Raw genomic sequence first — 17,192 nt, forward strand, 5'->3', positions numbered from 1 at the left:
ACTTCTCATGCAACTGATCTGGCTGCGTAGCGACCTGCGCGTTCACGACAACACCGCCCTGACCGCCGCCCTGCAGCGTGGTCCGACGCTGGCGGTGTACCTGCTCAGCCCTGCGCAGTGGCGAAGTCATGACGATGCCGACTGTAAAGTCGATTTCTGGCTGCGCAACCTGGTCGAGCTGGAAAAAGCCCTTGGCAAACTGAACGTGCCGCTGCTGATTCGCGAGGCTGACACCTGGGACGAGGCACCTGAGGTGCTGTCGACCCTGTGCAGGGAGTTCAAGGTCGAGGGCCTGCACCTCAATCAGGAATACGGCATCAACGAAACCAACCGTGACCTGGCCGTGCACAAGGCGCTTGAAGACGACGGTGTGCATTTCAACAGTTACCTGGATCAACTGCTGTTCAAGCCGGGCAGCATCCTGACCAAGTCCGGCAACTACTTTCAGGTATTCACCCAGTTCAAGAAGGCCTGCTACACCCGGCTGCACGCCGCCATGCCGCCTCTCGTGCGTACCCCCGCTGCACAGCAGGCGCTGTCGATAAAAAGCGACCGGGTTCCGCACCAGGTGAAGGGTTTTGCCACGCCGCCGGATGCGTTACGCGCCCTGTGGCCGGCTGGCGAGGGTGAGGCCAGTCGCCGCATGGACGCTTTCGCAGACGAGCAGATCAGCTACTACAAGGACGAGCGGGACTTCCCGGCCAAGCCCGGCACCAGCCAGCTTTCGGCCTATCTCGCCGCCGGGGTCATTTCGCCCCGCCAGTGCCTGCACGCTGCCTTGAGCAGCAATCATGGGGAATTCGAGACCGGCGACGTGGGCACCGTGACCTGGATCAACGAACTGTTGTGGCGAGAATTCTACAAGCACACGCTGGTAGGCTACCCTCGTGTTTCACGTCATCGCGCTTTCAGACCCGAAACCGAAGCACTGCAATGGCGCAACGCCCCTGAAGAGCTGTTGGCATGGCAGGAAGCGCGCACCGGCCTGCCGATCATTGACGCCGCCATGCGTCAATTGCTGGAAACCGGATGGATGCACAATCGGCTAAGGATGGTCGTTGCCATGTTTCTCACGAAAAACCTGTTGATCGACTGGCGGGAAGGCGAGCGCTTTTTCATGCGCCACCTGATCGACGGCGACCTGGCGTCGAATAACGGCGGCTGGCAGTGGAGCTCGTCCACCGGCACCGACTCGGCCCCGTATTTCCGTATCTTCAACCCCTTGTCACAATCGGAAAGATTCGACCCCGAGGGCGTGTTCATCAAGCGCTGGCTGCCGGAGCTGGCAGGCCTGAACAAAAAGCAGATTCATGACCCCGCCTCTGTCGGCGGGCTATTTGGCGTAGCCGATTACCCGACACCCATCGTCGACTTGAGCAAAAGCCGCGCCCGCGCGCTGGCAGCATTCAAGGCGCTGCCAACCCGCGTGCCCGCCGCAGGGGCTGACCATGGCTGACTTCCTGCACAGCTTCGCTCAGCGCTTTGCCGCACTGAACAAGGACAACCTTGATCAGGTTGCCCAGCTGTACAGCGAAGACGTGTCGTTCAGCGACCCGCTGCACGACATTCATGGCCTGCCTGCCATGCAGCGTTATTTCGCCGAGCTGTACGCCAACGTTCGGGATCTGCATTTCGATTTTCACGCCTTCGACGAGGTCCGGCCCGGCGAAGGCTATCTGGTCTGGACCATGAGCTACTCGCACCCACGCCTGGCCGCTGGCCAGACCATCCGGGTCGAAGGCTGTTCGCACCTCAAATGGCATGAAAAGGTTTACCGGCACCGCGACTATTTCGATGCCGGTGCGCTGCTCTACGAACATCTGCCCATCATGGGCCGAGTCATCAATTGGCTGAAGAAGAGGTTGGGATGAGCACTCCTGGCGCACGACGTATCTGGTTGACCGGCGCCAGCAGTGGCATCGGTCTCGCTTTGGCAAAGGAATTACTCGACGCCGGGCATCGGCTGGCATTGACGGCCAGAACCCTGGAACCGCTACAGAATCTGGCGACCCTCTACCCGGAGCAGGTGCTGCTGGTCACCGGTGATATCACTGATGGCTTGCAAGTGAAATCCATGGGCGACCGCATCGCTCAGGAATGGGGCGCTCTGGACACTGCGATCCTCAATGCCGGGACTTGCGAATATATTGACGCCCGCAACTTCGAAGCGGCCATGGTCGAGCGCGTAGTGCGCACCAATCTGCTGGCCAGCAGTTACTGCATTCAGGAAGCGCTACCGTTGTTGCGCAAGGGCGAGCAGCCGCACCTGGTCGGTGTCGCCAGCGCAGTGACGTTCCTGGCACTGCCTCGCGCAGAAGCCTACGGCGCGTCGAAAGCCGGGCTGCGCTATCTGTTTGAAGCCCTGCGCATTGATCTGGCCAGCGAAAACATCGATGTAACCATCGTCAGCCCTGGGTTTGTAGATACCCCGCTGACGCAAAAAAACGATTTTCCAATGCCGATGCGCTGGCCCGTCGAAAAGGCCGCACAGTACATTGCCGAGAACCTCAACCGCGCACGGCGACCGCTTGAAATCGCCTTCCCGACGGCCTTCATCCTCAGTATGAAACTGTTGGCCCTGTTCCCGGCGCGCGTCAGATTCGCCATCGGCAAGCGCATGGCCCGCAACGAAACGGGCCATAAGGACAACCAATGAAAGTCGCAGTTATTGGCAGCGGGATCGCCGGGTTGACCAGTGCCTATCTGCTCAATCGCAAGCATGAGGTCACGGTATTCGAGTCCTCGGACTGGATTGGCGGGCATACCCACACCGTCGATGTGCAGGTCGAGGGTCGCGCCTATGCCATCGACACCGGTTTCATTGTGTTCAATGACTGGACCTACCCGAATTTCATTCGCCTGCTGGGCCAGCTGGGCGTGGGCTTCAAACCCGCTGAAATGAGCTTTTCGGTGCACGATCCGCGCACTGGCGTCGAATATAACGGCAACAACCTCAACAGCCTGTTTGCCCAACGCAGCAACCTGCTGTCGCCAAGGTTCTGGGGCATGCTGCGCGATATCCTGCGCTTCAACCGCCAGTCCGTCGAGGACCTGGAAAACCAGCGTATTGCGGCGGACACCACGCTCGGCGAGTACTTGAAAAAAGGCGCTTACGGGCAACGCTTCGTCGACCACTACATCGTGCCGATGGGCGCGGCGATCTGGTCAATGTCGCTGGCGGAAATGCTCGGCTTTCCGCTGCAATTCTTCGTGCGCTTCTTCAAGAACCACGGCCTGCTGTCGGTCACCAACCGGCCGCAATGGTGCGTGATAGAAGGCGGCTCCAGAAGTTATGTCGAGCCCCTGACTGCGTCGTTCCGGGAGCGAATTCGCCTGTCATGCCCGGTCACCCGCGTGGAACGCGACAGCAAAGGTGTCACGGTACATAGCGCCGAGGGCAGTGAGCGTTTCGACCAGGTGGTGTTTGCCTGCCATAGCGATCAGGCCCTGGCATTGCTGGCCGAACCGTCGAGCGCCGAACAATCGGTGCTTGGCGCGCTGCGCTACGCCGAAAACGATGTGGTGTTGCATACTGATACCCGTCTGCTGCCCGACCGCCGTCTGGCCTGGGCCAGCTGGAACTATCGTCTTGGCGGCGATGCTAAACAGTTGGCAGCCGTCACGTACGACATGAACATCCTGCAAGGCATCGACAGCGACACCACGTTCTGCGTGAGTCTGAATCAGACTGCGGCTATCGACCCGGCGACCATTCTTGGTCGCTACCGCTATTCGCATCCGCAATACAGCCTTGAGGCGATAGCCGCGCAAGCGCGCTGGCAGGAAATCAATGGCGTCGACCACACCTGGTATTGCGGTGCTTACTGGGCTAACGGCTTCCACGAAGACGGCGTCGTCAGTGGCTTGCGCGTGGCTCAGGCGTTCGGTGAAACCCTGTGAACAGCGCCCTCTACAGTGGTTGGATCAGCCACCGTCGATTTTCGCCACGCTCGCATGCGTTCACCTATCGCATTGGTCTGCTCTATCTGGATCTGGATGAGCAAGAGCACGTATTCGGGCTCTCGCCGCTGGCGGGAAACGGACGTTTCGCCGCGTTTTCATTCCGCGAGCGCGACTATCTGCCGAAACTGACCGGGCGTGGCGTGCCGCTGATAGAAGCGGCACGCGAGCTGGCAGGCAAAGCGCTGGGGCATATGCCGCTGGGCCGTGTCTGCCTGCTGACGCAAGCGCGCAGTTGGGGGTTGTCGTTCAACCCGGTCAGTTTTTTCTACTGCCATGAGGTAGACGGTACGCTGGCCGCCATCCTCTGCGAAGTCACCAATACGCCGTGGGGCGAGCGCTACAGTTATGTACTGCCAGCGACGGGTGAAGGCCATCAGCATTTTGCCGTGGCCAAAGCTTTTCATGTCTCACCGTTTCTGCCCCGCGACCTTGAGTACCGCATGAGCTTCAGCCAGCCTGCGGAGCGTATCGGGGTGCATATGGCGGACTGGCAGGGCGATCTGAAGATGTTCGACGCCACGCTCAACCTGACTCGGCAAGACCTCAATCGCCAGACGTTGCACCGTCACCTGATGGCGTTCCCGTGGATGACTGCGAAAACCTGTCTGGCCATCTATTGGCAAGCCATGCGCTTGCTGGTCAAACGCATTCCTATTTTTTCCCATCAGGCCGCCGACGGCGAATACCGTGCCGCCGCCGCGCAACCCAAGGACTCGCACCATGAAAAGCAGTAGCAGCAGTTTTTCTGCCAATCTGGGGACCAATGGTCTGACTGCAGATATCCTGCGCCGAGGCGTTTTACGGCAGGTGGCAGGCCTGCGCAACGGTCAGTTGGTGGTCGTTGAAGGAGGCCGACGCCATATGTTCGGCAAGAGCGATGCGCTGATCCAGGCCGAAGTCCACATCCTGGATTCGGCGGCCTGGGGCATGATCGCCAGCAGTGGCTCGATCGGTGCTGGCGAGGCGTTCATCCATGGTTACTGGACCACGCCTGACCTGACAGCGGTGGTGCGGGTATTTGTCAGCAATCTGGATGTTCTCGACGCAATGGAAGGCGGTGTGGCGCGGCTGACCCGGCCTTTGATTCACGGTCTGCACTGGCTTAACCGCAACACCCGCAAAGGCTCGCAGAAAAACATCGCGGCTCACTATGACCTGGGCAACACACTGTTTGAACAGTTTCTCGATCCGACCATGATGTATTCGGCGGCACAGTTCCTGAATGAAAACGACACACTTGAACAGGCGCAACTGAACAAGCTGGAGCGTATCTGCCAGAAGCTGGCCCTGAAACCCGAAGATCACCTGCTGGAAATCGGCACCGGCTGGGGCAGTATGGCCATTTACGCTGCGCAGCATTATGGCTGCCAGGTGACCACCACCACGCTGTCCAAAGAGCAGTTCGCTTACACGCAGCAGAAGCTGGTCGAACTGGGCCTGCAGGATCGCGTGACGTTGCTGCTGACCGACTACCGGGACCTGACCGGTGAGTACGACAAGCTGGTGTCCATCGAAATGATCGAGGCGGTCGGCCACCGTTTCCTGCCAACCTACTTCAAGCAATGCGCCAGCTTGCTGAAGAGCAACGGCATGATGCTGCTGCAGGCAATCACCATTCGCGAACAACGCTATACCCAGGCCAAGCGCAATGTGGACTTCATCCAGCGCTATATTTTCCCCGGCGGCGCGCTGCCCTCGGTGGCAAAGATGCTCGAAATCGTCGGCAATGACACCGATATGAACCTGCTGCACATGGAAGACTTCGGCCTGCATTACGCCCGCACATTGCGCCTGTGGTACGACAATTTCAGAAACGCCCACGGCAAACTGACCGAACTGGGTTACGACGAGTACTTTTTGCGGCTTTGGGAGTTTTACCTGTGCTACTGCGAAGGGGGCTTCCTGGAGCGGACCATCGGCACCGCGCAACTGCTGCTGGCCAAGCCGGACGCGTTACGCGAACCACTGCTTGGGCGCTTCAATGCTTAAAACCATCGCCAACGCGCTACTTTTTCAGATCGGCTGGTTTGCCTGTGTGCTGGGCGGCAACAGCTATTGGTTGCTGATTGCACTGGGCGTGCTGGTCATCCACTTTGTGTGGATCAGTTCGTGGGCCGCAGAAGGTCGACTGGTGATTACCGTTACGCTGATCGGCGCATTGATCGACAGCCTGCTGATGACTCTGGGCGTGTTCGACTTCGGCGTCAGTGGCTACCTGTTGCCCTTGTGGCTGGCTTTGTTGTGGGCGGTCATGGCCACTACGCTTAATCATTGCCTGGCCTGGACTGCCAGACCGCTGTGGCGTGCAGCCGTTCTTGGCGCTATCGGCGGCCCGATGTCGTACTATGCCGGCTCGCAACTGGCGCAGGTTCACCTTCCACTTGGAATGTGGCCGAGCATGCTGCTGCTGGGGCTGGTCTGGGCAGGTGTTTTCCCCCTGTTGCAATGGCTGGCCGGCCGCACAACGCGCCCTTCAGCCTGACACTCGGGAGACCCGCTCTGGACGCCACACTTATTCCGCTCGCCGATATTCACAGCGAAACGGAAGTCACCTGCTCAACCTGTGCGGCCTGCTGCTGCCAACTGGAAGTGATGCTGATCACCGACACGGGCGTGCCTGAGCGCTATATCGATAACGACGAATGGGGTGGCGAGGTGATGTTGCGGCTGGATGACGGCTGGTGCGCAGCGCTGGATCGCAACACCATGATGTGCACGATCTACGAAAAGCGTCCCTTGATCTGTCGTGAGTTCGAAGCAGGAGCGGAAGATTGCCTGAACGAACGCAAAGGGATTGCGACGGCTTATCTTTGATTCATCACTATCGTCCCCACGCTTTGCGTGGGAATGCAGTTCGTGACGCTCCGCATCACGCATCGTTCCTGCGAACGCAGTTGTACCTGTCTTCGACTCAGGTCACCTTTGCGCCTTTACGGCGCCCTACTTTGAAGGACCAAAGTAGGCAAAGTCCCCGCTCCTGTTTCCGGCCCGACTTCGTCGGGTTCCTTCGCCCTGACACTGATCCGGGGGCCGCCGCAACGGGCCATCCATGGCCCGGTGCGGCTAGCCTGGCGTCCTGCCAGGCTACCCCCGGATCAGCGCCAGGACTCAGCCGTCACTTACGTCGCAATCTGTGTCGTCAGTGCCATTGCGTTAGAAAAAGCACCCGCTGGCAGTAGCTATAGACCAGGTATGACGTTGTGCCGCACCAGAGTCGATCAAATCAGAACGGCATCTTGTAATGCAGGGCGTAGCTTTCGATACCGTCGTTCGGCTGCTTGATGCCGGCGTTGGAGTAATGAGTGGCACGGATGCCGACTTCATGTCCGCCAGCGAAGCGCAGGCCGAAACCGATGCGGTCTTCGAAGTTGAATGCCGAGCCGAACTTGCGATCTTCAACCTGAGTGTTGGAGAACACCGAAACACCGATACCCGCTTCGACGTAAGGCTTCACGCTGCTGTTGCCGAATTCGTACACCAGAACCGGGGAGAACGACAGGCTGTGGTTATCCTTGTAGTCCTTGCCATCCCAGTAGGTGTAGGCGCCGTCCCAATAACCGGTCAGACGGCCAATGTCGCTTTGCAGCCAGGTCTTATCCCAGTCGAACTGCACACCCAAGCGATAAGTCATGGTGGACTCGCCGGTCTGCCCAACCGAAAATTCAACGCCGTCGGCCTGCGCCAGTGAAGCCTGGCCTGCCATGAGGGCCGAGAGCACGGCCAGGCAAAAGAGTCTCTTCATGAGAAACGTCCTAAATTGTATGAGTTTGTAAGAAAGTGTTGGAATTCGTTAACCGCAATAATAGAAGCCAGCGGCACAAGGTAAGTTCAGCCTCGAAACGCCTTTTTTCACGTTTTTTTTACAAACGGAAGCTTCTCACATTGCCGGCACTTTGCGACAGAAAACGTAGGATTTTTCTGAAATTGTCCGGTATGTCACTAGACCAGTACACAGTATCCCGCGCAGGACCGCGTGCAAGCAGACTGGAGCGGGACAAAAGACGCTGTAACTGGCGCGCCACCGCAGCACCGGTATCGATCAGGGTGACCGATTCCGGAAGCATCTCTCGCAGCAGCGGCTTGAGAAACGGATAGTGAGTACAGCCCAGAATCACAGTGTCACAGCGCGCTGCCAGCAAAGGCTCGACATAGCGCGCCAACAGCTCACGAATCTGCGGGCTGGCCAGATCGCCGGTTTCGATCAGCTCGACCAGCCCCGGACAAGGCTGCGTCACTACCTGCACGTCACTGGCAAAACGATCCAGCAGTGCAGCGAATCTGGCGCTTTGCAGTGTCCCGGTGGTCGCCAGCACGCCGACCACGCCACTGCGCGTGGCCTCGGCCGCGGGTTTTACCGCAGGCTCCATGCCTACAATCGGCCAGTCCGGATAGCGCTGACGAATATGCGCCACACCCGCAGCCGTGGCGGTATTGCAGGCAACGACCAGCGCTTTGGCCCCTTGCTCGCGGAAAAATCCGGCAATCGTCAGGCAGCGCTCGATGATGAATTCAGGGCTTTTTTCGCCATAAGGAATATGCCCACAGTCCGCCAGGTACAACAGCGACTCGCTGGGCAATAACTGGCGAATTTCATTCAGCACCGAAAGCCCGCCCACCCCGGAGTCAAAGATCCCGACCGGCGCATCACTGCTGTGGCTCATATGGATGTCAGGCATGCCCGCCCTGCCCGTTTGCCGGACCGCATACGCTGCACGCCGGATCGCGTTTGACTTTCAGCTCACGGAAACGGGAGCTGAGGGCATCGATCAATAACAGGCGCCCGACCAGCGGCTCACCGAACCCGGCCAGGAGCTTCAAGGCTTCCAGCGCTTGCAGGCTGCCGACCAGCCCCACCAGCGGCCCGATCACACCGGCTTCGCTGCAGGTCAGTTCGGCTTCGCTGCCATGGCCATACAGGCAGTGGTAGCAAGGGCTGTCGTCACGACGTGGATCGAACACCGACAGCTGGCCCTCAAGACGGATCGCTGCGCCGCTGACCAAGGGTTTGCGCGCCAAAACGCAGGCCGCATTGACCGCCTCGCGCGTGGCGAAGTTGTCGGAACAATCGAGCACCAGATCCACGGCATTTACCGCTGCGTTCAGAGAGTCGGCGTCCAGCGCCGTACGGTGGGCGATCAGGGTGATTTCGGGATTGATGGCGCTGAGTCGGGCCATGGCCGAGTCGACTTTGGAAAGTCCGATGCCAGGCGTATCGTGGATGATCTGGCGCTGTAGATTGGTCAGATCGACATGGTCGAAGTCCGCCAGGTGCAGCTCGCCCACCCCGGCAGCAGCCAGATACAGCGCCACTGGCGATCCAAGCCCACCCACGCCCACGACCAGCGCACGGCTCCGCTTGAGGCGCAGCTGACCGTCGATGTCGACATGTTGCAACAGAATCTGCCGGCTGTAGCGCAGCAGTTCCTGATCACTCAGCACGGCTTGCATCCGAACGTAATGCGCTCGTGCTCGCCCAGATCGCGTCGGGTCTGGATACGCTCGAAGCCCTGGCGAATCAGCAGCTCGCGCACGGCAGCGCCCTGATCATAACCATGCTCCAGCAGCAACCAGCCTTCGGCATTCAGATGAGCAGGCGCCTGCTCGATGATCGTCCGCAGGTCGTCCAGCCCGTCGGAACCGGCGACCAGCGCGCTGCTCGGTTCGAAACGCACGTCACCGGCCGCCAGATGCGGATCGGTGTCGGCGATATAGGGCGGGTTGCTAATGATCAGATCGAACTGTCGACCTTGCAGGCCACTGAACCAGTGGCTTTCGAAGACTTCGGCGTTGTTCAGTTGCAGGCGCTGTCGATTACGCTCGGCCAGCGCCACGGCTTCGGCGACGCGGTCAACCGCAGTCACCTTCCACTGCTGGCGATCGTGGGCTAGCGCCAGACCGATTGCACCGGTGCCGGTGCCCAGATCCAGCACCTGGGCAGATGCAAAAGCGGGCACCAGTTCCAGCGCCGCTTCTACCAGCATTTCAGTCTCCGGACGCGGTATCAACGTGTGCGGTGCGACTTCCAGGTCCAGCTTCCAGAAGCCTTGCTGACCAAGAATGTAAGCCACTGGTTCGCCCTTGCGTCGACGCTCCAGATAGCCTGCAAATGCCACTGCAGCTTCAGTGCTGACGATACGCTCGGGCCAGGTGTGCAGAAAGCTCCGCGGTTTGCCCAGCGCTGCCGCGAGCAGCAGCTCGACATCAAGCCGTGCAGTCGGTGAATCGGGAAGCTCTGCGCTTCTTAACACACTTGCGATGATGGTCATTTAATCACCCAGTGCCGCAAGTTGATCAGCCTGATATTCAGCGAGTAGCGGCTCTATCACTGCATCGACTCCACCCGCCAGAACTTCATCCAGCGAATACAACGTCAGATTGACGCGGTGATCCGTCACTCGCCCCTGAGGGAAATTGTACGTGCGGATACGCTCCGAACGATCGCCAGACCCGACGAGCAATTTGCGCTCGCTGGCGATGGCATTGGCAGCCGCGCTGGTCTGTTGATCATTCAGTTTGGCAGATAACCAGGACATTGCCCGGGCTCTGTTCTTGTGCTGCGAACGCTCTTCCTGACACTCGACCACGATACCCGATGGCAAGTGGGTGATACGGATCGCCGAGTCAGTCTTGTTGACGTGCTGACCACCGGCCCCCGACGAACGATAGGTGTCGACGCGCAGGTCGGCCGGATTGATTTCGATCGCTTGCTGCTCATCAGGCTCCGGCAGGACGGCAACGGTACAGGCCGACGTATGGATGCGGCCCTGGGATTCGGTCTCGGGCACACGCTGCACCCGGTGCGCGCCGGACTCGAACTTCAGTTTGCCGTAAACACTGTCCCCCTCGACCCGAGCGATGACTTCTTTGTAACCGCCGTGCTCGCCCTCGTTTTCAGAGAGTATTTCGACCCGCCAGCCACGTCGCTCGGCGTAACGCGAGTACATGCGAAACAGGTCGCCGGAGAAGATCGCCGCCTCGTCACCGCCGGTGCCCGCACGGATTTCCAGAAACACGTTGCGACCGTCGTTCGGGTCCTTGGGCAGCAGCATGCGTTGCAGCTGAGCTTCCAGCTCGACCAGTTGCTGTTTTGTCTCGCGAACTTCCTCGACGGCCATTTCGCGCATGTCCGGGTCGCTGTCTTTGAGCAGAGCCTGTGCGCCGTCAAGATCGCCCTGCACTTTGAGCAGCTGTGTGTAGAGCGCAACAACCGGCTCCACCTCGGCGTACTCACGGGAATAGGCGCGAAAACGTGTCTGATCGCTGATGACTTCCGCGTCGCCTAGCAGCGCGGTCAGTTCCTCGAAACGGTCGCTGAGTACATCCAGCTTATTGAGCAGTGAAGCTTTCATTGCGGGGGTTTATCCGTCGAGCCCTCACCGAGGGCAAAAAGTTCCTGGGCCATGGCCAGCGCGTCGACGCGACCTTCGGCAGACAGCTTCTTGAGCTGCACACTGGGCGCGTGCAGCAATTTGTTGGTCAGCCCGCGCGCCAGCTGGATCAGCACCTCTTCGGCATTGCTGCCGTTGGCCAACATGCGTTGCGCCTTGCTCAATTCTTCATCGCGCAACCGCTCGCTCTGCTGACGGTAAGCGCGCAATACATCGACCGCCGCCAGCTCGCGCAGGCGCGACATGAAGTCTTCGGCACCGACACTGACCAATTGTTCGGCAGCCAGTGCCGCACCCTGACGGCTCTTGAGATTTTCTGCCACCACTTCATGCAGATCATCGACGCTGTACAGGTAAACGTCGTCCAGCTCGCCGACTTCCGGTTCGATATCGCGCGGTACGGCGATGTCGACCATGAAAATCGGTTTGTGCTTGCGCAGCTTCAGCGCACTTTCTACCGCGCCCTTGCCCAGAATCGGCAACTGACTGGCGGTAGAGCTGATCACAATGTCACTGTTGACCAGTTCAGCAGGAATGTCCGAGAGCAGCACCGCATGGGCGCCAAATTCGGCGGCCAGCATGCTGGCGCGCTCCAGGGTTCGGTTGGCCACCACGATTCGCTTGACGCCAAGGTCATGCAGATGCCGGGCGACCAGAGTAATGGTCTCGCCCGCACCGATCAACAAGGCCTGACTGCGTTGCAGGTCACTGAAAATCTGTTTCGCCAGGCTGACGGCGGCAAACGCCACTGAAACCGGGTTTTCACCGATTGCGGTATCGGTGCGCACCTGTTTGGCGGCGCTGAACGTGGCCTGAAACAGGCGACCGAGCAACGGCCCGACCGTTCCGGCTTCGCGGGCAACGGCATACGCAGACTTCATCTGACCAAGAATCTGCGGCTCGCCCAGCACCAGCGAGTCCAGCCCCGACGCCACGCGCATCATGTGGCGCACAGCCGCATCATCCTCATGCACATAGGCACTGGCGCGCAGTTCTTCCAGGCTGAGGTGATGGTAATTGGCAAGCCAGGCCAGAATGCTGTCGGCCGCAAGGTGGTCATGTTCGATGTACAGTTCGCTGCGATTGCACGTCGAGAGAATCGCAGCCTCACGACTGTCGGTCAGGCGACAGAGCTGTTGCAGCGCCTCGACCAGCTGTTCCGGGGTAAATGCCACACGCTCGCGAACGTCGACCGAGGCGGTCTTATGATTGATACCGAGTGCAAGGAAGGCCATTCAGGGTCGCAAGTGGTGACATGAAGCCGGTAATTGTCCTACTTCGATAGGTTCAGAACAACCACCGCATATTATTGTCCCACTACAATCGCACGTTGTCGGCAGCGCTTTGAGGCCGGCAACGCAGCAAACATCAGCATTGCATCAGTTTTTCCGACGGCTGTGGGTTTTGCCGACAGCCTTGTGTCATGATGCTCACACCGCAGGTAAGCCGCCCTTCTTATATATGAATAGATCCTCCGCGTTGTTCCTAGCTCTTGCCTTTCTAGGTGGCTGCCAGTCCATGGCCCCCGCCACGTCGCAACCCGTGACAGCCCAGAAAGATGCACCTCCCGCGCCTGAAGCCAAGCCTCAGGTCTACGGCTCGTTCACTCAGGAAACCCTGGTCAGCCTGTTGAGCGCGGAGCTGGCGGGCCAGCGCAACCGTTTCGACATCGCTCTGGATAACTACGTGACCCAGGCGATCAAGACTCAGGACCCTGGAGTGTCGGAGCGTGCCTACCGTATCGCCGAGTACATGGGCGCGGACCAGTCCGCACTGCAAACCGCGCTGATCTGGGCAAAGAACGATCCGAAGAATCTCGAGGCACAACGTGCCGCTGCAATCCAGCTGGCGCGTGCCGGGCGTTATGACGACTCTCTGGTGTACATGGAGAGAGTCCTGCAAGGTCAGGGCGATACCCATTTTGACTTCCTGGCCCTGTCCGCAGCAGAGACCGACCCGGACACCCGCAATGGTCTGCTGAAAAGTTTCGACCGGTTGCTGGGCAAATACCCCAACAACGGCCAGCTGATTTTCGGCAAGGCGCTGCTGCTCCAGCAGAACGGCGATGCCGAGCAGTCGCTTAAACTGCTTGAAGACAACCCGCCGAAAGAAGGTGAAGTCGCGCCTATTCTGCTGCACGCGCGCTTGCTGCAAAGCATGAATCGCGGCAAGGAAGCGGTGCCCCTGCTGGAAAAAAGCATCAAGAAATACCCGGACGACAAGCGTCTGCGCCTGACGTATGCACGCATGCTGGTCGAACAGAACCGCATGCAGGACGCCAAAGTGCAGTTCGCTGCGCTGTTGCAGCAGTACCCCGATGACGACGAGTTGCGCTTCTCGCTGGCGCTGGTCTGCCTCGAGGCCAAGGCCTGGGATGAAGCGGCGGGCTACCTGGAAGAACTGATCGCCCGAGGCGCGCATGTGGATTCGGCGCATTTGAATCTGGGGCGCATTCACGAGGAGCGCGAAGACCCGCAAAGCGCGCTCAATGAATACGCTCAAGTCGGCCCCGGGCCGGACTTTCTCGCCGCACAGTTGCGCCAGGCCGATATTCTGGTCAGCAATGGCAACGGTGCGGAAGCCGCCAAACGGCTGTCCGAGGCACGTGCCGAAGAGCCGGATTACGCGATTCAGCTGTACCTCATCGAAGCCGAGACGCTGACCAGCAATGATCAACTGGATCGTGGCTGGCAGGTCCTGAGCCAGGCGCTCAAGCAATATCCGGACGACGTCAATCTGCTTTACACGCGGGCCATGCTGGCAGAAAAGCGCAACGATCTGACCCAGATGGAAAAAGACCTGCGCACCATCATAAAGCGCGAACCGGAAAACGCCATGGCGTTGAACGCGCTGGGCTACACCCTTTCGGACCGCACGACCCGCTATGCCGAAGCCCGTGAACTGATCGAGAAAGCCCACAAGATCAACCCCGATGATCCGGCGGTACTCGACAGCCTTGGCTGGGTGAACTATCGCATGGGCAATCTGGACGCCGCCGAGCGCTATCTGCGCCAGGCCCTTGAGCGCTTTCCCGACCATGAAGTGGCAGCGCATCTGGGTGAAGTACTCTGGGCCAAAGGCGAGCAGCGCGAAGCCCGTAAAGTCTGGGCCAAAGCCCTGGAACAGCAACCCGACAGCCCTATTCTGCGCAGCACCCTGCAGCGCTTGACCGGATCAGAGAACCTTTGACGTTATGTTTTTGCGCCACGTAATCGTATTCAGCCTCATCGCCCTGCTCACCGGCTGCGCCGGACTCACCTCCCGCGAAGCCGTTCAGGGCAAGGGCGACCCCGCGCAATGGCGCGAACACAAACAGCAACTGAGCAGCCTCGATGGCTGGCAGATCAACGGCAAGGTCGGCATTCGTGCACCGAAAGACTCCGGCAGTGGCACGCTGTTCTGGCTACAGCGTCAGGACTACTACGATATTCGTCTGTCCGGGCCGTTGGGCCGGGGGGCTGCGCGACTGACTGGCCGGCCGGGTGCCGTGGCACTGGAAGTGGCCAATCAGGGTCGCTACGAGGCCGCGACACCGGAGTCGCTGCTGCAGGATCAGTTAGGCTGGAAGCTGCCCGTTTCGCATCTCGTGTGGTGGGTCCGCGGTTTGCCCGCTCCCGACAGCAAGAGCAGCGTGACGCTGGATGGCGACAGCCGTCTGGCGAGTCTTGTGCAGGATGGCTGGCAGGTGGAATACCTCAGTTATGTCGAACAGAACGGCTACTGGCTGCCTGAGCGCATCAAGCTGCACGGTCAGGACCTCGACGTCACGCTGGTCATCAAGGACTGGCAGCCGCGCAAACTGGGGCAATGAGCATGGGTACGCCACAACTGGTACTGCCTGCCCCGGCCAAGCTGAACCTGATGCTGCACATTCTGGGTCGTCGCCCAGACGGTTACCACGAACTGCAAACCCTGTTTCAGTTTCTCGATCATGGCGACGAACTCGGCTTCGCCGTGCGCGAAGACGGCGAAATCCGCTTGCAGACCGACGTCCCCGGCGTTCCACACGACAGCAACCTGATCGTCAAAGCCGCCCGCGCCCTGCAGCAACAGTCAGGTTGTACGCTGGGCATGGACATCTGGCTGGAAAAACGCCTGCCCATGGGTGGCGGCATCGGTGGCGGCAGTTCGGATGCAGCCACCACCCTGCTCGGCCTGAATCATTTGTGGCAACTGGGTTGGGATGAAGATCGCCTCGCCGCGCTGGGCCTGACACTGGGTGCCGACGTGCCTGTTTTTGTGCGGGGTCGTGCCGCGTTTGCTGAGGGTATCGGTGAAATCCTGACCCCGGAAAACCCTGAAGAACCGTGGTATTTGGTGCTCGTGCCGCAAGTCGCTGTAAGTACAGCAGAAATTTTTTCAGATCCGTTGTTGACACGCGACACTCCGCCCATTAAAGTGCGCCCCGTTCCCAAGGGAAACAGTCGAAATGACTGTAAAGCGGTTGTAGAGAGGCGTTACCCGGAAGTACGTAACGCTTTGAATTTGTTAGGTAATTTTACCGAAGCAAAATTAACCGGAACTGGAAGTTGTGTGTTTGGGGCCTTCCCAAACAAAGCTGAAGCTGATAAAGTCTCGGCCCTTCTTGCAGAGACCCTTACGGGGTTCGTAGCGAAAGGAAGTAACATTTCGATGTTGCATCGCAAGCTGCAAATTCTGTAGCAGGAATTGAGTGCGAAACACTCGATTGATTCAATTACAGGGGCGTCGCCAAGCGGTAAGGCAGCAGGTTTTGATCCTGCCATGCGTTGGTTCGAATCCAGCCGCCCCTGCCATTTTCTATACTCATCCAGGTTACCCTCAGCCTCTAGGTACTGCGCGTGTCCAAGATGATGGTCTTTACGGGGAATGCCAACCCCGATCTCGCTCGGCGTGTAGTACGTCAGCTGCATATCCCACTGGGTGATGTTTCTGTTGGAAAATTTTCCGACGGCGAAATCAGCACTGAGATTAATGAAAACGTCCGCGGTAAAGACGTCTTCATCATTCAGCCGACCTGCGCTCCGACGAACGATAACCTGATGGAACTCGTCGTGATGGCTGATGCCTTCCGCCGCTCCTCAGCGTCCCGAATCACTGCTGTGATTCCTTACTTTGGTTATGCCCGCCAGGATCGCCGTCCGCGTTCCGCACGTGTTGCCATCAGCGCGAAAGTCGTTGCCGATATGCTCACCGTGGTGGGAATCGACCGTGTACTCACGGTTGATCTTCATGCTGACCAGATTCAGGGTTTCTTCGATATTCCGGTAGATAACATCTACGGCTCCCCCGTTCTGGTGGATGACATCGAAGACCAGCGCTTTGAAAACCTGATGATCGTTTCCCCGGATATCGGCGGCGTCGTGCGTGCACGTGCTGTTGCCAAATCCCTGGGCGTCGATCTCGGGATCATCGACAAGCGCCGCGAGAAAGCCAATCACTCCGAAGTGATGCATATCATCGGTGATGTCGAAGGCCGTACCTGTATTCTGGTTGATGACATGGTCGATACCGCAGGCACTCTGTGCCACGCGGCCAAGGCCCTGAAAGAGCATGGCGCTGCCAAGGTCTTTGCTTACTGCACACACCCTGTGCTGTCGGGTCGGGCGATCGAAAACATTGAAAACTCCGTGCTGGACGAACTGGTGGTTACCAATACCATCCCGTTGTCCGCCGCGGCTCAAGCCTGTGGCCGTATCCGTCAACTGGATATTGCCCCGGTAGTCGCCGAAGCGGTTCGCCGCATCAGCAACGAAGAATCGATCAGCGCGATGTTCCGCTAAGGGTTCGCCCCTGGCCTGCATTTCGCTGACGAAAAGCGCCCCGCCCTGACATCCGGTCAGGGCGGGGCTTTTTTGCCCA

General features: G+C 59.2%; 18 protein-coding genes and 1 tRNA gene. 13 read left to right on the plus strand and 6 right to left on the minus strand.

Annotated features, from left to right (window positions below; genetic code table 11):
- Positions 1-7 precede the first annotated feature (7 nt).
- Genes phrB through I9H07_RS19170 form a run of 8 tightly spaced genes read left to right on the plus strand, consistent with a single transcriptional unit; the run spans position 8 to position 6,777 of the window.
- The gene (gene phrB, locus I9H07_RS19135; protein WP_058392490.1) at positions 8-1,456 is read left to right on the plus strand and encodes a deoxyribodipyrimidine photo-lyase; all 1,449 of its coding nucleotides are present in this window, start codon (positions 8-10) and stop codon (positions 1,454-1,456) included.
- Positions 1,449-1,871 (plus strand): nuclear transport factor 2 family protein, encoded by a 423-nt coding sequence (locus I9H07_RS19140; protein WP_024672195.1) that lies wholly within the window; start codon positions 1,449-1,451, stop codon positions 1,869-1,871. Before phrB ends, I9H07_RS19140 begins: the two co-directional genes overlap by 8 nt.
- Entirely contained in the window at positions 1,868-2,656 is a 789-nt protein-coding gene (locus tag I9H07_RS19145; RefSeq protein WP_024672196.1) for an SDR family NAD(P)-dependent oxidoreductase, read from the plus strand. Before I9H07_RS19140 ends, I9H07_RS19145 begins: the two co-directional genes overlap by 4 nt.
- Complete coding sequence (locus I9H07_RS19150; protein ID WP_236423429.1) at positions 2,653-3,900, plus strand: NAD(P)/FAD-dependent oxidoreductase; 1,248 nt, start codon at positions 2,653-2,655, stop codon at positions 3,898-3,900. The genes I9H07_RS19145 and I9H07_RS19150 overlap by 4 nt, the downstream gene beginning before the upstream one ends.
- A complete protein-coding gene (locus I9H07_RS19155) occupies positions 3,897-4,697 on the plus strand; it encodes a DUF1365 domain-containing protein (RefSeq protein ID WP_058392488.1) in 801 nt (266 codons plus the stop codon). Before I9H07_RS19150 ends, I9H07_RS19155 begins: the two co-directional genes overlap by 4 nt.
- Positions 4,684-5,952: an SAM-dependent methyltransferase gene (locus tag I9H07_RS19160; RefSeq protein WP_058392487.1), complete on the plus strand. Its 1,269-nt coding sequence runs from the start codon at positions 4,684-4,686 to the stop codon at positions 5,950-5,952. The genes I9H07_RS19155 and I9H07_RS19160 overlap by 14 nt, the downstream gene beginning before the upstream one ends.
- On the plus strand, positions 5,945-6,445 hold the full coding sequence (locus tag I9H07_RS19165; RefSeq protein ID WP_058392486.1) for a DUF2878 domain-containing protein: 501 nt from the start codon (positions 5,945-5,947) through the stop codon (positions 6,443-6,445). Before I9H07_RS19160 ends, I9H07_RS19165 begins: the two co-directional genes overlap by 8 nt.
- Positions 6,446-6,462: 17 nt before the next feature.
- The gene (locus tag I9H07_RS19170; RefSeq protein WP_032606082.1) at positions 6,463-6,777 is read left to right on the plus strand and encodes a YkgJ family cysteine cluster protein; all 315 of its coding nucleotides are present in this window, start codon (positions 6,463-6,465) and stop codon (positions 6,775-6,777) included.
- 409 nt (positions 6,778-7,186) lie between these two features.
- Here I9H07_RS19170 and I9H07_RS19175 read toward each other — a convergent pair whose 3' ends face one another.
- From I9H07_RS19175 to hemA, 6 genes are all read right to left on the minus strand, one after another.
- Positions 7,187-7,705, minus strand: coding sequence for an acyloxyacyl hydrolase (locus tag I9H07_RS19175; RefSeq protein ID WP_024674205.1), 519 nt, complete (start codon positions 7,703-7,705; stop codon positions 7,187-7,189).
- Between the two features lie 118 nt (positions 7,706-7,823).
- Positions 7,824-8,639, minus strand: a complete 816-nt coding sequence (murI, locus tag I9H07_RS19180; RefSeq protein WP_236423431.1) for a glutamate racemase — start codon at positions 8,637-8,639, stop codon at positions 7,824-7,826.
- Complete coding sequence (locus tag I9H07_RS19185) at positions 8,632-9,402, minus strand: molybdopterin-synthase adenylyltransferase MoeB (protein ID WP_236423432.1); 771 nt, start codon at positions 9,400-9,402, stop codon at positions 8,632-8,634. Before I9H07_RS19185 ends, murI begins: the two co-directional genes overlap by 8 nt.
- Positions 9,396-10,229, minus strand: a complete 834-nt coding sequence (gene prmC, locus I9H07_RS19190; protein ID WP_236423434.1) for a peptide chain release factor N(5)-glutamine methyltransferase — start codon at positions 10,227-10,229, stop codon at positions 9,396-9,398. Before prmC ends, I9H07_RS19185 begins: the two co-directional genes overlap by 7 nt.
- Positions 10,230-11,312 carry a peptide chain release factor 1 gene (prfA, locus tag I9H07_RS19195; RefSeq protein ID WP_024645452.1) on the minus strand — a complete coding sequence of 361 codons (1,083 nt, stop codon included), beginning with the start codon at positions 11,310-11,312 and terminating at the stop codon, positions 10,230-10,232. It lies immediately after the preceding gene.
- Complete coding sequence (hemA, locus tag I9H07_RS19200) at positions 11,309-12,586, minus strand: glutamyl-tRNA reductase (protein WP_024645453.1); 1,278 nt, start codon at positions 12,584-12,586, stop codon at positions 11,309-11,311. The genes prfA and hemA overlap by 4 nt, the downstream gene beginning before the upstream one ends.
- A gap of 226 nt (positions 12,587-12,812) precedes the next feature.
- On the opposite strand from hemA, the gene I9H07_RS19205 reads away from it, so the two are divergent.
- The 5 genes from I9H07_RS19205 (at position 12,813) to I9H07_RS19225 (ending at position 17,113) form a co-directional block, all read left to right on the plus strand.
- On the plus strand, positions 12,813-14,540 hold the full coding sequence (locus tag I9H07_RS19205; RefSeq protein WP_080266613.1) for a tetratricopeptide repeat protein: 1,728 nt from the start codon (positions 12,813-12,815) through the stop codon (positions 14,538-14,540).
- 4 nt (positions 14,541-14,544) lie between these two features.
- Entirely contained in the window at positions 14,545-15,162 is a 618-nt protein-coding gene (gene lolB / locus I9H07_RS19210; protein ID WP_024674200.1) for a lipoprotein insertase outer membrane protein LolB, read from the plus strand.
- 2 nt (positions 15,163-15,164) lie between these two features.
- A complete protein-coding gene (ispE, locus tag I9H07_RS19215) occupies positions 15,165-16,013 on the plus strand; it encodes a 4-(cytidine 5'-diphospho)-2-C-methyl-D-erythritol kinase (protein ID WP_024674199.1) in 849 nt (282 codons plus the stop codon).
- 38 nt (positions 16,014-16,051) lie between these two features.
- Positions 16,052-16,126: transfer RNA gene (locus I9H07_RS19220), tRNA-Gln, on the plus strand.
- 45 nt (positions 16,127-16,171) lie between these two features.
- On the plus strand, positions 16,172-17,113 hold the full coding sequence (locus I9H07_RS19225) for a ribose-phosphate pyrophosphokinase (RefSeq protein WP_003317125.1): 942 nt from the start codon (positions 16,172-16,174) through the stop codon (positions 17,111-17,113).
- Positions 17,114-17,192: the final 79 nt, after the last annotated feature.

The sequence above is a fragment of the Pseudomonas syringae genome (assembly GCF_023278085.1).
Lineage (GTDB): Bacteria > Pseudomonadota > Gammaproteobacteria > Pseudomonadales > Pseudomonadaceae > Aquipseudomonas > Aquipseudomonas syringae_Q.

Excerpts from the sequence above, each read along its gene's own strand:
- murI (WP_236423431.1), bottom strand. The coding sequence starts at position 8,639 with ATGCCTGACATCCATATGAGCCACAGCAGTGATGCGCCGGTCGGGATC.
- lolB (WP_024674200.1), top strand. The coding sequence starts at position 14,545 with ATGTTTTTGCGCCACGTAATCGTATTCAGCCTCATCGCCCTGCTCACC.
- I9H07_RS19205 (WP_080266613.1), top strand. The coding sequence starts at position 12,813 with ATGAATAGATCCTCCGCGTTGTTCCTAGCTCTTGCCTTTCTAGGTGGC.
- prmC (WP_236423434.1), bottom strand. The coding sequence starts at position 10,229 with ATGACCATCATCGCAAGTGTGTTAAGAAGCGCAGAGCTTCCCGATTCA.
- ispE (WP_024674199.1), top strand. The coding sequence starts at position 15,165 with ATGGGTACGCCACAACTGGTACTGCCTGCCCCGGCCAAGCTGAACCTG.
- prfA (WP_024645452.1), bottom strand. The coding sequence starts at position 11,312 with ATGAAAGCTTCACTGCTCAATAAGCTGGATGTACTCAGCGACCGTTTC.
- I9H07_RS19175 (WP_024674205.1), bottom strand. The coding sequence starts at position 7,705 with ATGAAGAGACTCTTTTGCCTGGCCGTGCTCTCGGCCCTCATGGCAGGC.
- phrB (WP_058392490.1), top strand. The coding sequence starts at position 8 with ATGCAACTGATCTGGCTGCGTAGCGACCTGCGCGTTCACGACAACACC.
- I9H07_RS19160 (WP_058392487.1), top strand. The coding sequence starts at position 4,684 with ATGAAAAGCAGTAGCAGCAGTTTTTCTGCCAATCTGGGGACCAATGGT.
- I9H07_RS19140 (WP_024672195.1), top strand. The coding sequence starts at position 1,449 with ATGGCTGACTTCCTGCACAGCTTCGCTCAGCGCTTTGCCGCACTGAAC.
- I9H07_RS19150 (WP_236423429.1), top strand. The coding sequence starts at position 2,653 with ATGAAAGTCGCAGTTATTGGCAGCGGGATCGCCGGGTTGACCAGTGCC.
- I9H07_RS19145 (WP_024672196.1), top strand. The coding sequence starts at position 1,868 with ATGAGCACTCCTGGCGCACGACGTATCTGGTTGACCGGCGCCAGCAGT.
- hemA (WP_024645453.1), bottom strand. The coding sequence starts at position 12,586 with ATGGCCTTCCTTGCACTCGGTATCAATCATAAGACCGCCTCGGTCGAC.
- I9H07_RS19165 (WP_058392486.1), top strand. The coding sequence starts at position 5,945 with ATGCTTAAAACCATCGCCAACGCGCTACTTTTTCAGATCGGCTGGTTT.